This is a genomic window from Parasphingopyxis sp. CP4 (assembly GCF_013378055.1).
Classification (GTDB): domain Bacteria; phylum Pseudomonadota; class Alphaproteobacteria; order Sphingomonadales; family Sphingomonadaceae; genus Parasphingopyxis.
In genome coordinates this window covers 2,048,642-2,062,914 of record NZ_CP051130.1, presented here as the reverse complement: position 1 = coordinate 2,062,914, position 14,273 = coordinate 2,048,642, and the positions used below count along the sequence as shown (strand labels likewise).

8 protein-coding genes are annotated in these 14,273 nt (G+C 59.8%); 3 read left to right on the top strand and 5 right to left on the bottom strand.

Annotated elements, in window-relative coordinates; genetic code table 11:
* Window positions 1-43: 43 nt before the first annotated feature.
* Window positions 44-3,037 (top strand): TonB-dependent receptor, encoded by a 2,994-nt coding sequence (locus HFP51_RS09985; RefSeq protein WP_255454632.1) that lies wholly within the window; start codon window positions 44-46, stop codon window positions 3,035-3,037.
* Window positions 3,038-3,173: 136 nt separating this feature from the next.
* Window positions 3,174-4,346, top strand: a complete 1,173-nt coding sequence (locus tag HFP51_RS09980) for a trans-acting enoyl reductase family protein (protein WP_176875587.1) — start codon at window positions 3,174-3,176, stop codon at window positions 4,344-4,346.
* A gap of 7 nt (window positions 4,347-4,353) precedes the next feature.
* Here HFP51_RS09980 and HFP51_RS09975 read toward each other — a convergent pair whose 3' ends face one another.
* On the bottom strand, window positions 4,354-5,442 hold the full coding sequence (locus tag HFP51_RS09975; protein ID WP_176875586.1) for a CaiB/BaiF CoA-transferase family protein: 1,089 nt from the start codon (window positions 5,440-5,442) through the stop codon (window positions 4,354-4,356).
* A 33-nt stretch (window positions 5,443-5,475) separates the two neighbouring features.
* Window positions 5,476-6,705 (bottom strand): NAD(P)/FAD-dependent oxidoreductase, encoded by a 1,230-nt coding sequence (locus HFP51_RS09970; RefSeq protein WP_176875585.1) that lies wholly within the window; start codon window positions 6,703-6,705, stop codon window positions 5,476-5,478.
* Window positions 6,706-6,835: 130 nt separating this feature from the next.
* Between HFP51_RS09970 and HFP51_RS09965 the strand changes: the two genes are divergently transcribed.
* A complete protein-coding gene (locus HFP51_RS09965) occupies window positions 6,836-7,981 on the top strand; it encodes a nitronate monooxygenase family protein (RefSeq protein WP_255454631.1) in 1,146 nt (381 codons plus the stop codon).
* Here HFP51_RS09965 and HFP51_RS09960 read toward each other — a convergent pair.
* The 3 genes from HFP51_RS09960 to HFP51_RS09950 are packed head-to-tail and all read right to left on the bottom strand — an operon-like array spanning window position 7,978 to window position 14,268.
* A complete protein-coding gene (locus HFP51_RS09960; RefSeq protein ID WP_176875584.1) occupies window positions 7,978-9,633 on the bottom strand; it encodes a sulfatase in 1,656 nt (551 codons plus the stop codon). The two genes, HFP51_RS09965 and HFP51_RS09960, sit on opposite strands and share 4 nt — an antisense overlap.
* Window positions 9,634-9,688: 55 nt before the next feature.
* Window positions 9,689-12,913 (bottom strand): efflux RND transporter permease subunit, encoded by a 3,225-nt coding sequence (locus HFP51_RS09955; protein WP_176875583.1) that lies wholly within the window; start codon window positions 12,911-12,913, stop codon window positions 9,689-9,691.
* Window positions 12,910-14,268 carry an efflux RND transporter periplasmic adaptor subunit gene (locus tag HFP51_RS09950; RefSeq protein WP_176875582.1) on the bottom strand — a complete coding sequence of 453 codons (1,359 nt, stop codon included), beginning with the start codon at window positions 14,266-14,268 and terminating at the stop codon, window positions 12,910-12,912. The genes HFP51_RS09955 and HFP51_RS09950 overlap by 4 nt, the downstream gene beginning before the upstream one ends.
* Between the last annotated feature and the right edge of the window lie 5 nt (window positions 14,269-14,273).

Below are 14,273 nucleotides of genomic sequence, written 5' to 3'. Positions count from 1 at the left end.
TGATTAGGCCGGAGCACCGGTACGGATACGGGGAGAGAATGCTGTGAAAAAGATTCAGTTTCTGATGGCGACTGCGCTTGGCGCAGGGATGGTCACACCGGCCATTGCACAAGCCGATGGTGATACCGCGCTCGACAGTCTGAGTAGTGGCAACGCGCCAATCATCGTGACGGCCCAGCGCCAATCACAAACCTTGAATGAAGTTCCGATCGCCGTTTCGGCATTCGATGCAGAAGCGCTCGAAAGCCAACAGATTGAAAACGTCGCCGATCTTCAGCTGAGTCTTCCAAATATTACCTTCTCGAAAGGTAACTTCACCGGATCGAGCCTTGCCATTCGCGGCGTGGGTAACCTCTGCGTCGGTTTCTCCTGCGATAGTGCGCTCGGTATCCATATCAACGGCATGCCCGTGCTCGCCACGCGCTTGTTCGAAACCGACTATTTCGATCTCGAACGGATCGAGGTTCTTCGCGGCCCGCAGGGCACTCTCTACGGCCGTAACGCTACCAGCGGTGTTTTGAACACGATCACCGCGCGTCCGAATCTCGGTGAGTTCCAGGCGAGCGCCGAACTCGAATATGGCAATTTCGACGCGCTTCGCGTTGAAGGCATGGTCAATGTGCCGCTCGCCGATTGGGCGGGCCTCCGCGTAGCCGGCACCTATCTGCGGCGGGACGGTTACACGACGAACCTGTTCGACGGTTCGGATATTGACGGTCGTGACCAATATGCCATTCGCGGATCGCTGCGGCTCGAGCCGACACCCGATACGACGATCGATATTATCGGCTATTATTTCGAAGAAGATAGTAACCGTTCGCGTATCCAGAAACAGCTGTGCGATCGCGATCCGACGGGTGTTCTCGGTTGTCTGCCGACCTCGCTCCAGAATGAGCCGGTCAATGGCAACGCCACGCTTGCCTCGATCTTCGCTTCTCAGGAACTTCTGTCGATACAGTCCGGCGGCAGCCCGATCTTCACGGCGCTCGGCCTCACCAGCCTGTACGGCCCAGATCAATATGCCGGCGTAACAGTTCCCGCGGACGTTCGAACGGTGAATATCGATTATGCGCCGACCTATTTCGCGGACGAGTGGTACGTTCAGGCGGTTGTAGAACATAACTTCGGCCCGGTTTCGGTCCAGTTGACCGGTGGCTGGCAAGAATCCTCTATCGATACGCGATCGGATTACAACTTGACCGCAGCGCCGGCATTCGACGCCACCGCGCGCACTGCGTTCGCGACTCTTGCTGGTGTGGCGGCGGATCCGGCGATTGGTCGCTTCTTTGCCCCTGCACTTGCTGCCCTCCTGCCGGGCGGTCCGGGCGGCACAGCCTGTACCTCTGAGGCAAACCTCTCCTATGCAGGTGTGTTCGGTGGCGATGTTGCGGGCTGCGCGAACAACAGTATCGAGTTTGACCGCTCGACCAGTGACGCACGGCAATGGTCAATCGAAGGCATTTTGACATCCGACTTCGACGGTCCGTTTAACTTCCTCCTTGGCGGGATCTATTTCGACCATCGCAACCGTGGTGGCGACTATTTCGTCAACGCCTTCGGACTTGACTATGCTGGTGGAGTGCTCGGCGGGCTTACCAGTGCCAATATTGCCAATTTGACTGCCCAGGCTGTGATAGCGGGCGGCGGTACGCCGGCGCAGGCAGCGGCAGCAGCCGCAGCGGTTCCGGCACAATATCTCGGGCCGACATTCTTCAACAGCGAAACCTCGGGCTTCGAGCTGGAAAGTTACGGGATCTTCGGTGAGGTCTATGTCGACATTACCGATAATCTCTCGCTGACCGTCGGTGCGCGATATTCGAACGACTCTAAGTCGGTATCGGCACGCTCGCCGCTTCTCGCAACGCTGGTTCCGTTCGGAACAACTGATGTTGCGAGCGTCATCGACGCAACGGTCGATGCCGATCCGGTGCTTGCAGGCATTCAGCCCTTCCGCACGGAAACCGCCAGCTTTGACGAGGTCACCGGTCGTATCGTTCTCGATTGGCAATGGTCGCCGGATAATCTGATATATGTGTCATATTCACGTGGCTATAAATCGGGTGGTATCAACCCGCCGGTCAACCCGGTCGAGTTCCCAAGCGTCCAGAGCACCTTCGCTCCGGAGATCATTAACGCCTATGAAATCGGCTCGAAGAACACCCTGGCAGGCGGCGCAGTCCAGTTGAATGGCGCTGCGTTCATATATGATTATGGCGATCTGCAGTTGAGCCGAATTCTTGCCCGGACCTCGATCAATACGAATACGAGTGCAACGGTTTGGGGCGCGGAGCTGGAGGCGATTATTTCCCCGGATCCTGCGTGGCTGTTCAACTTCACGGCCAGCTATCTGAACACCAGCATTGGTAATCTACAGCTGATCGATTCGCGGGATCCTTCGGGTGGCCGCAGCGATGTAGTGATCATCAAGAACCTGGATAACGCATCTAATTGCGCGGTCATTCCGCAGGCTGTTGGAAACGCGGCTGGTGCGAATGGCTTTGTGGCGACTGTCAACGGCCTGATTAGCCCGGTCCTCCAGGCTCCGGTGGTTGTTCCCGGCACGGGTACGACCGGTGCGTTCTCATCCTGTGCTGCCCTAGCCAATGCGCAGGCTGGCGGAATGTTGTCTGCGCTCTTTGGAGACTTCACCATCGCTGAAGGTGCAGCCGTTGATGTTACCGGCAACGAACTGCCCCAGGCTCCGAACTGGAAATTCTCGATCGGCGGCCAATATACGCATGACTTCGACAATGGCATGAACGCTGTGTTCCGGGTCGACTATGCCTTTACCGGTGATCAATGGTCGCGGAGCTTCAACAGCCCGATCGACAATATCCCATCCTATGGCATCACCAATGCGCAGGTGCAGCTCAACGGCAATGATGACCGTTGGTTCCTCCGTGCCTTTGTCCAGAACGTCTTCGATAATGACGCGATCACTGGTCAATATGTGACCGATCCGTCATCGGGTCTGTTCACCAACATCTTCACTTTGGAACCGCGCCGTTACGGCCTCGCCGCCGGCATCCGCTTCTAAATCTGAAGTTTGGCAAGAAAATAGGGCGCTGCGTTTGACGCGGCGCCCTTTTTCGTGCGTTTAATAATCAACCGAATATTGGCGCCGATAATGAGATTCGGCGCGGCTGTCTTGCACCGCATTCCGGAGAGAAATTATGTCCCATGATCGTGAATTCGACGTCATTATGTATGGCTCAACCGGCTATACCGGCCGGCTCGTTGCTGAGTATCTGGCCCAGAATTATACCGGCGATGTGCGCTGGGCGATGGCGGGTCGCAGCGCGGAGAAGCTTGCGGCCGTGCGCGATGAGATCGGTGCGCCTGCCGATACCCCACTGATCGTGGCCGATGCGGATGATCCGGAATCGCTCGCCGATATGGTCGCCCGTGCAAAATGCATCGCGACGACGGTGGGTCCGTACCAGCTCTATGGCGAATCCCTGCTCGCGGCCTGTGCGGCTGGAGGAACCGACTATGTTGATCTGTGCGGCGAGCCGGCCTGGATGCGCCAGATGATCGACAAATATGAAGCGCCGGCCAAGGAAAGCGGCGCGCGGATTGTCTTCTCCTGCGGCTTCGATTCCATCCCGTTCGACCTTGGCGTCTGGTTTGTCCAGCAAGCGGCCGAGGAAGAGCTCGGCGGACCGGCAAGCCGGATCAAGGGCCGGGTGCGCGGCATGCAAGGCACCTTCTCGGGCGGCACCGCGGCCAGCCTCAAGGCCACCATGGCAGCAGCGGCCAAGGATCCGAAAATTATCCAGCTGCTGATGAATCCCTTCTCGCTGACGCCGGGCTTCCAGGGTGCCGATCAGCCGCTCGGGAATAAGGTTGAATTCGAAGCCGATCTCGATAGCTGGGTCGCGCCATTCATCATGGCGGCGATCAACACGCGCAACATTCACCGCAGCAACTTCCTGCTTGGCCATCCCTATGGCGAGGATTTTGTCTATGATGAAATGATGCTGACCGGCCCAGGCGAGAATGGCGAGGCCATGGCGAACGCCGTGGCGGGCGATAACTCGCTCGGCGGTGATGATGGTCCCAAGCCGGGTGAAGGCCCAAGCAAGGAAGAGCGCGAAGCAGGTTTCTACGACGTGCTGTTCGTGGCCGAGGGTGGCGATGGCAAGCGGGTTATGGCTGGCGTTACCGGTGACAAGGATCCCGGCTACGGCTCGACGTCAAAAATGATCGCCGAAAGCGCGCTCTGCCTTGTTCGTGATGTCACAGATGCGCCGGGTGGAATCTATACGCCAGCCGCCGTCATGGCCGCGCCGCTGATCGAACGGCTCGAAGCGAAGGCCGGGCTGACGTTTAAACGCGAAGGCTAAGGCGCGCTCAAGACCAGAGGGCGAGTGCTTCTTCCACGGTAAGATCGCGCGTTTCGCCGATGGCTGCCGGAGTCTCGGAGAAACGAGGTGCCGGCATTGGCTGCATCGCGCCATCATGTTCGGCAAAGGTCTGCCGCGCCGCATTATGGCGATGCGACGGGGCTTCGGCGATCGAGAGGACCGGCGCAACACAGGCGTCGCTGCCCTCGAAATGCTCCGCCCATTCGTCGCGCGTGCGGCTGGCAAAACTCTCGGTGAATCGCTGGACCATATTGGGCCAGTTGCTCCGATCATGCTGCGGAAAGTCGGCCGGATCGATCTCCAGCTTTTCGAGCAGCACCGCATAGAATTGCGGTTCCAGCGCGCCAACCGCCATATATTTGCCGTCCTTGGTCTCATAGCAGCGGTAGAAAGGCGTGCCGCCATCAAGCAGGTTCGCTTCGCGCTCTTCGGTCCACATGCCGATGCCGTGAAATGCGTAGAACATGCTCATCAGCACGGACGCGCCGTCAGTCATCGCTGTGTCGACGACCTGCCCTTGGCCGGTTGATTTGGCAGAAAGGATCGCGGCGAGCACGCCAAGCGCAAGGAACATGGTGCCGCCGCCATAATCGCCGACCAGATTGAGCGGCGGGGAGGGTGGTTCACCCTTGCGGCCCATCGCGCCGAGCGCGCCGGTAATCGCGATATAATCGATGTCATGGCCAGCGCTTTGCGACAGCGGTCCTTCCTGGCCCCAACCGGTCATCCGGCCATAGGCGAGCTTGGGATTGCGGGCGAAACAATCATCGGGCCCCAGACCAAGTCGCTCCATCACGCCGGGACGTGTCCCCTCAAGTAGCGCATCGGCATTGGCGATCAGGTCGAGTGCCTGATCGCGCTGGGCCGGGTCTTTGAGGTCGAGCGCGATGCGATGGCGCCCGCGCTGCAAGATCTTGTCACCGGGGCCGTATTTGCCCTCGGTACCGGGACGGCCGATGCGGATCACATCAGCGCCGAGGTCGGCAAGGATCATGCCGGCCAGCGGCACCGGGCCAATCGCATCAAATTCGACAATCTTGCATCCGGCCAATGGACCGGTCTTGGGCGTGCTCAATTCCTTGCTCCCTTAGATCATTAAGTGGCCGGCTTAGTCGACCAGCTCTTTCAACAGGATAGTAGTATCGGCCAGTTTCTCCGGGTCTGGCGAACATTGGCCGATAATCAGCTTGCGACCCTGGACATAATCCTTGGTCGCATTGACGCAGTCGAGTGCGATGACCCGCCCGGCCTTGAGATAGATGACCGAAAAACTGCGGTCGGCCGGATTGCCGCGCACTATGGTTTCGTCATGGCCGATCGACAGCCCGACGGTCTGGAGTTTCAGATCATATTGGTTGGACCAGAACCAGGGCACCGCGTCATAGGAGACGTCCTGGCCAAGGATCGTCTTTGCCGCCACGGTCGCTTGATCATTGGCATTCTGCACCGATTCCAGGCGGATAGTGTCGCCGTCCGCAAAAGGGTTGGGGTGAACGGCACAATCCCCGATCGCGTATATGTCCGCCAGCGTCGTGCGGCACTGTGCATCGACCAGCACGCCGCCTTCGCCTTCGGCCCCGGCCGTGATCAACGGCGCCACCGCCGGCTCGATCCCGATCCCGACAATTACCATATCCGCGGCAATATTTTCCCCGGTGTCGAGCACGACACCGCTAGCTTTACCGTCCGCGCCACTAATGGCCGTAACCACAGCACCCGTCCTAAGGTCCACGCCATGGGCGCGATGTTCGGCTTCGTAAAATTCTGACAGTTCCGCACCAGCCACCCGAGCCAGCACGCGATCCAATGCCTCGAGCAGGACCACCGATTTGCCCAGCTTGGTCAGCACGGCGGCCGCTTCAAGCCCGATATAGCCGCCACCGATAATCGCCACCCGCTCGATCCCATCAAGCTTCGCCATCATCGCATCGGTATCGGCCCGGGTCCGAACGGCATGGATGCCCTCAAGCTCATGGCCAGGGCAGTTCAGCATCCGCGGCGTGCCGCCACCGGCCCAGATCAACGATCCATAACCAAGCGTCTCGCCATCGGAAAAGCGCAGCTGATGCGCATCCGCATCGATCGCCGACACATGGCGCCCCAGCATCATCTTAACATCGCGCTCGGCCCAGAATTTCTCCGGTCGGATCATGATCCGCTCGAACGGCTTGTCGCCAGCGAAATATTCCTTGGACAAGGGCGGGCGCTCATAGGGAAATTCGGGCTCATCGCCGATCAGTGCGATCGTTCCTTCGAATTTCTGCTGACGCAACATGATCGCGACCTGGGCTCCGCCATGCCCGGCTCCGACAATTGCAATATCAACCGCATTGATCATCAGATCAGCCTAGCCGAACCGGCTTCGGTTTCAACCGAGATAGGCTATCCAGCGACAGAAATTTCACCGCCAATCGCGGTTTGCGCCTCGGCTCGCCTTCGATATGGTGCGCGAAACAGGAGAGAATGCCATGATGAACTCGCCAATCTGCAAGATGCTCGACATCGAGTTTCCATTGCTCGCCTTTTCGCATTGTCGGGACGTCGTAGCCGCGGTTTCACAGGCTGGCGGAATGGGCGTTTTTGGCGCTGTCGGACTGGGCCCGGATCGATTGCGCGAAGAGCTGGACTGGATCGATGGCCATGCCGGGGGAAAGCCCTACGGCCTCGATCTGATCGTTCCCAACAAGTTCGCAGGCAAGGGCGAAAAGGTTGATCCCGGCAAGATCGCAGCATCGATTCCCGACACCCATACAGACTTCGTCAATGACCTGCTCGCCGATCACGATATCGACAGCGCAGGTGTTGTTGAATCGCGCGGAATTTCAAGCAATTTCGCCCGTAACCTTACCGAGGCGGGCGCCGGCACAAGCCTTGAGGCCGGCTTTGAATATCCGATCAAACTGGTCGCCAATGCGCTGGGCGTTCCGCCGCAGGTGATGCTTGATATGGGCAAGCAACGTGATGTGCCGGTGGCGGCGCTGGTCGGGGCCAAGGAACATGCCGTGGCGCAGGTGGAAGCTGGCGTCGATATTCTCGTTGTCGCCGGCGGCGAAGCAGGCGGCCATTGCGGCGATGTATCAACCATGGTGTTGATTCCAGAGGTCGCCCGCGCGGTGCGCGAAATGGGTGCCGATACGCCGATCCTGGCTGCTGGCGGGATCACCACCGGTGAGCAGATGGCCGCCGCCATGGCAATGGGCGCGGCTGGCGCCTGGTGTGGTTCGGTATGGCTGACCACGGCAGAAGCCGAAACCAATCCGGTGGTGAAGGACAAGATGCTCGCGGCCAGCTCGCGCGATACGGTGCGTTCGCGCTCGCGGACCGGCAAACCATCGCGTCAGTTGCGTTCGCCCTGGACGGATGCCTGGGAATCCGAAGAAGCGCCGGCGCCGCTCCCAATGCCGATGCAATCCATGGTGTCGGAACCCGCGCTCAAGAAGATCGATAAGCTCAGCCAAGGCGGTCATGAAGGCGCCAAGGATCTGGCGACTTATTGGGTCGGGCAGGGCGTCGGGCTGATGAACCAGCCGATGACGTCAGGCCAGGTGGTACAGCAGTTCAAGGAAGAATTTGTCGAGGCCTATGAACGGCTGTCCGGCAGCTTTGGCGACTAGTTCGGCCAGTAGATCACCTCGTCCCCGTCAACGACCATTTCCGCGCGGGTGCGATCCACGGCAACCGCCGCTTCAAATTGATGCGGGTATAGGGGCGGTCGGCTGTCTTCCTGGTGCGTGTCGAGCAATGATCGCATTGCCGCGACACGGTCCGGATAGCGATCGGCAAGATTGCTTTGCTCGGTCGGATCCTCTGCAAGATTGAAAAGCCAGGCCCGATCGGGTCGCGCGCTCACCTGTAGCTTCCAATCGCCTTGGCGGACCACCCGATAATGGGCGCTTGTCCAGTAGATCGCGTTGTCAGGCCGCGATATCTCCTCTCCATCAGCGATTGCCAGCATATTGCGGCCATCGATCACGCGATCACTGGGCAGCTCGGCTCCCGCTGCCGCTGCCAGGGTCGGCAGCAAGTCAATATGGGCGACCGGCGTCTCGCTCATTGTGCCGGGTTCGATCCGGGCCGGCCAGCTGATGAACATCGGCACCCGGATCCCGCCTTCGAAGAATGTCAGCTTCCAGCCGCGATAGGGCGCATTCACTTCGGGCAGGCCGATATAGCCAGCGCCACCGTTATCGCTTGAAAAGACGATGATCGTGTTTTCAGCCAGTCCCTGTGCTTCCAGCTCATCCATGATCCGGCCAACACTGCGATCGAGCGAGCGGACCATGGCGGCATAGGTGCGCAAGCGATGCGGCTCGATATCACCAACTGCTTCATAATCTTCGCGCGTCGCCTGCAGTGGCGTGTGGACACCCCAATGGGCGAGATAGAGGAAGAAAGGCCGGTTGCGATTGGCGCGGATCACTTCCACTGCCTCATCCGTCCACCAATCGGTCAGATAGCCGCCGGGCGTGAACCATTCGCCATTGTTGAACGAGGCGGCAAATTGCATCCGCGCCCAGAGAAACTGGTCGATCGGATCGAAATCGAGCTGCGCATTCACGACATTGGGATCATCTTCAGGTAGGAACAATCCGCTGGCCATCAACAGGCTCTCGTCAAACCCCTGAGCATTGGGTTCGAATTCGGCAGCGCGGCCGAGATGCCATTTGCCAATATGCACAGTGTGATAGTCAATATCCTGGAGCAGTTCGGCGATCGTCACCTCAGAACCCGGCAAACCCTGTTCTTCATAGGGTAAGCTGTCTTCAGGGGCGTCATCATTCACGTGCGGATCGGGTAGCCCGCTATCCATCGTGCTCGATATCAGCCCGATTGCCGATGTCATGCCGTCAGGGGTTGGCGTGAACTCGAATCCCGTTCGCGACGGGTAGCGGCCTGTCATCAGCATGGCGCGGCTCGGCGCACAGGTTGCCGTACCCGAATAGGCTTGATTGAAGATCATGCCCTGCGCGGCGAGGCGATCGATATTGGGCGTTGGGACCCGACCGCCAGCGACGCCGCCGCCAAAGGTCGAGATGTCATTGATGCCAAGATCGTCAGCCAGGATGAAAACGATATTGGGGGGGCGTTCATTGGGCGCCAGCGCGGCTTCGTCGGGGCCAGTCTGCCATTCGATGGGACGATTTTCCGCCACCTCCCGATGGGTGAAATTGGCCACATAGAATAGCGCGATGTTCGCACGATTGACCCACGCAATGCCGCCGAGGACAGCGATCACCACGAGTGCGACGATTATCTTCTTAAGCATCTGCCCCTCATCCCCTTTTCCCTGGTCTGATTATGGCACGGACAGTGCGTAGCGCCTAGCCTGTGGCAGGTTGCGGCTCCTCTGAGCGGCCAAGCATTCGCCGGATTCGTGCGCTGGCACGATATTGCAGCATCGCCAGGGCCGGGATCAGCAACATCAGCAGCACCGTTCCGAACAGAACACCGAAGCCGAGGCTTGCCGACATCGGGATCAGGAATTGGGCTTGCAGGCTCGTTTCGAACGTTATCGGCGCAACGCCCAAAAAGGTTGTGACGGAGGTAAGGGCAATCGGGCGGAAACGTGCCTTGGCCGCCGTTATGATCGCGGTCTTGATCTCGTCCCCTTCGTCGAGCCTTTCGTTGATAAAGTCGATCAGGATCAGCGATCCGTTCACGATCACGCCAGAGAGTCCGATTATTCCGAACATGCTCAAAATACCGAGCGACAGGCCGAGAACCAAATGGCCGATTATCGCACCGATTATTCCAAAGGGGATCGCGGCAATGATGATCAGCGGCTGGACATAGGATTTGAACGGCACAGCAAGCAGGATGTAGATCATCAACACGGCGATCAGGAAAGCCATGCCGAGATCGCCGAAACTGTCAGCCTGCTCTGCCTGCTCTCCACCGAAATCATAGAGGAGCTGCGGATGATCGCGCCGCAGGTTCGGCAATGTTTCCCGTTCAAGCTGCTGGCTGATTTCCTGACCCGTAACGACAGATGTGTCTACATTGGCGCTCACGGTGACGACACGGCGTCCATCGAGGCGCGAGATGACCGAGGGCGATTCCCCGAAGGTTACATCGGCAATTTCGCTGAGCGCCACTTCTCCGCCGGGCACCCGGACCCGGAAGCGCTCGACATCGACGATCGAGTTTCGTTCCTCTTCGGGGAGGCGGATATAGACGCGTACATCTTCCCGCCCGCGCTGCACGCGCACCGCTTCATCGCCGAAAAATGCGGCACGGACCTGACCGGCGACATCTTGAAGCGTTACGCCCAATGTCCTGGCGGCCGGTTTCAGCCGCAGCTGGATTTCCTGGAGCCCGGCATCCTGATCGGTCTCAATATCAAACACGCCCTGGAAGCGACTCAGCTCACGCATCAGATCTTCCGATATGCGCGTTAATGTGATCGCATCGGGGTGAGAAAGTTCGACGCTGACGGGCGCTCCGGCAGAAAACAGGTCGGAGGCAAAAACCAGTGATCGCGCTTCGGGTATTGGGCCGACCGCATCGCGCCACATCTCTTCGAACGTTGCAGCTGATACATTGCGTTCATCGCCCGGAAGCAAAGAAAACTGCACACCTGCGCGATTTGCGCCGCTGTTGGTGGAGCCACCTTCCGGGCCGCCGCGAGTCGAAGTCTGCCCGATTGTCCGATAGATTCCTTGAGTGAGCTGCGGTGAATCTTCGGGCTGGGACCCTTGCAGTTCGGCCATCGCCTCCCGCCCGCGATCTTCGATGAACAGCGCGATTTCGGCCGTGCGCTCAGCGGGCGTCCCGGCGGGCATTTCCAATGTTGCCCGGACAATATCGCCCTCAACATCAGGAAAAAACTGCACCTTCAATATGCCGGCTGGCACGAGCGCCATGAACAGGATGATCAGCGCGATGCCGCCAGCAAGAATGATGCTCGGTGCATTGACGGCGAAATTGAGCGCCTTGTCGAGCGGTCCATCCACAAACTGCTGGAAACGCACATCAACGCCCTTTTGCAGCCGATCGAAGAACAGCGTGACGCGCGATTTCGACACATGATCGGGCGGCGGCAAATGGCTGAGATGATTGGGCAGAACGAGTAAACACTCGACCAACGACAGGGCGAGGACGGTCACGATAACCAGTGGCACATCGAACAGGATTTTGCCGAATACGCCGCCGATCGCGAAGAGCGGCGAGAAGGCGGCGATGGTTGTCAAAACTGCGAAGATCACCGGCACCGTTACGCGGCGCGCTCCGAGTATTGAAGCAGACAGGCCCCGCCGTCCGCGCTCGCGCTCGGCATAGATATTCTCCCCCACCACAATGGCGTCATCGACCACCAGCCCGAGCGCGAGGATGAAGCCGAACAGCGAGAACATGTTGATGCTGGAGCCAACGAGATCGAGGACAGCTATCGCGCCGACAAAGGTAACGCTGATGCCAAAGGCGACCCACATGGCGAGACGAATATTGAGGAACAAGGTTAGCGCGGCAAGGACCAGTACGAGGCCAATCCCGGCATTTTTAAGGAGCAAGCTCAGCCGATCCTCAAAGATCTCGGAATCATCGTCCCAGATCGCATAGGAGATGTTTTCCGGGAGGGTGGGCGCGAACTCTTCCGCCAGATAGGTTTCGACTTGGCGGGCAATATCGAGAACACGCTCGTCGCTGGTCCGGAATACTTCGACAAAGGCGACCGGGGTGCCGTTGTAAAAGGCGCTCAGATCATTGTCTTCAAAAGCGTCGACCACGCGCGCTACATCGCCGAGCCGGATGGTCGTCCCGTCGGACCGGCTGATGAGGACAATCTCTTCAAAGTCGGACTGGCCATAATTCTGGCCGATGGTCCGGATTCGGACTTCTTCGGAGGCCGTATCGATTGAGCCCGCCGGGCTGTCGAGGCTGCTGGCGGCGACGGTACGCGATATGTCCGTCAGTGACAGGCCATAGGCGCGCAGGCTTTCCTGCGGGACTTCGATCGAGACCTCATAGTCGCGCACGCTGCTCGTTTCGACATAGGATACTTCGCTGAGCGCCGCGATCTGGTCTTCGAGCTGATAGGCCAGACGTTTCAGCGCATTTTCGCTGACATCGCCATAGAGCGCGATCTGCATCACGCTTTGCCGGGTTGTCAGTTCGCGGACATCGGGTTCTTCCGCATCCGCCGGGAAGGTCTGGATCTGGTCGACCTCGCTCTTGATGTCATCGAGCGCGCGGGCGACGTTTGTCCCAAGCTCAAGCTCGACCCGTACCGTGCCGACACCTTCGGCCGCGGTTGAGGAGACTTCCTTGACGCCTTCGACGCTCTCGACCGCTTCTTCGATCTTCTGGACGATCGATTCTTCGACTTCTTCCGGCGTTGCGCCGGGATAGATGACGCTCACCGAGACGGTGTCGAGGCTGCTTTCGGGGAAGACTTCCTGGACGATCGACCCATAGGCCATCACGCCGGCGATCAAGAGGAATATGGCCAACAGGTTCGCAGCCACGCCATTGCGCGCCATATAGCCGACCGCGCCGCCGCCTTGCGTGTTATCGACATGGGTCGATCCGGGAGGCGCGTAGCGGCTCATTCGGCGGCTGCGGCCTCGCTGTCTTCTTCGTCCGCAGTGACGTCGTCAGCGGTCCGGATGCTCATCCCGTCGGTCGCTACACCGATGTCACCCACAACGATTTGCGGGTCCGAGCCAAGCGGTTCAGCACGCACAAACACTTGCGTATCGGTTCGCTGGATCACATCAACCGACACGATGCGCAGCCGCCCCTCCCGCGCCAGCCACACCTGGTTTCCGGCGCGCAGCGCGGCGATCGGGATTGCAGCGTATCGGGACAGCGCCAGGCCATCGATATCGACCTGGACAAAGCTGCCGACGAGCAAGGGCGGTCCGGTTGCCGCGCCTGCATCTGATACGCCATCTTCTCCATCGCGCTGTTCGGCGGCAAGCCGACCGCGCTGCATGGGGTTCGGAACCCGCAGGAAGACATCGATCGTCCGGGTTTCCGGATTGAGCACAGGATCCGCGCGATCGACATAGGCCTGCCAGCGATAGCGTTGGCCGCCATATTCGGAATAGACGGATGCCTCGATCCGCTCACCACCCGATTGCCAGAGATTGGGGATCAGCGCCGCTTCTCTCTGGGTCAGCGGAACGACGACATCGAATGTGCCGGACGCGACTATCTCCGCAAGCGATTGGCCGGGCGAGACATAGCTGCCCTGCGCGGCATTCTCCGATCGGACAAGGCCCGAGAAAGGCGCCCGGACCACGGTTCTGCCAAGCGCCAGCTGCGCGTCACCGAGCTGCGCCTGGGCGCGCTGCAAAGCTGCCTGGGCGGCTTGAAGCTGGGGCAGGCGCAAGGTCAGGCTGGCCGGTTCTTCATCGGCATCCGGGGCGGCTGCGGGTGGCGCGCCTTCCGCGCGCAACTGGCTGGGCGGTACAAATTGTGCGGCAAAATCATCGGCATCGACACCGGCAAAGGGATTGGCAGCCCGCCGCGCTTCGCGTTCGCGGAACCGATCATATTCGCGCCGAGCGAGATCGGCTTCCTCTTCGGCTTCGAGCACGGCGACACCCTGTTGGGCCACATCGGCGCGAGCCGTCGCCACTTGGTTGCGAAAATCTGTAGGATCGATCCGGAAGAGCACCTCACCGCGCCGCACCGCGCGGCCTTCAATGAGGTTCGGACTGACATAGACAAGCTTGCCGGGGACCTCGGCCGCCAACACCAGCTCTTCGCGCGCCCGAACCGTACCCGATCCAGCCACATTCAACCGGCCGGAGCGGATCTCTGCGGCGACAGTCTGCACCAGTGGTGCGCTTTGGTCAGGCGGGCGTTCGTCTGGCGAGCTGCGCAGGACGATCAGCAGGGCGGCCAGGGCCAGTGCCCCGCCAATGATTGCCAGTGCGATCAGGCGATTCCGGGTCACGTATT

Bases quoted from the DNA above. Each gene is read 5' to 3' on its own strand.
- HFP51_RS09980 (WP_176875587.1), top strand. From the start codon at position 3,174: ATGTCCCATGATCGTGAATTCGACGTCATTATGTATGGCTCAACCGGC.
- HFP51_RS09970 (WP_176875585.1), bottom strand. From the start codon at position 6,705: ATGATCAATGCGGTTGATATTGCAATTGTCGGAGCCGGGCATGGCGGA.
- HFP51_RS09965 (WP_255454631.1), top strand. From the start codon at position 6,836: ATGATGAACTCGCCAATCTGCAAGATGCTCGACATCGAGTTTCCATTG.
- HFP51_RS09960 (WP_176875584.1), bottom strand. From the start codon at position 9,633: ATGCTTAAGAAGATAATCGTCGCACTCGTGGTGATCGCTGTCCTCGGC.
- HFP51_RS09955 (WP_176875583.1), bottom strand. From the start codon at position 12,913: ATGAGCCGCTACGCGCCTCCCGGATCGACCCATGTCGATAACACGCAA.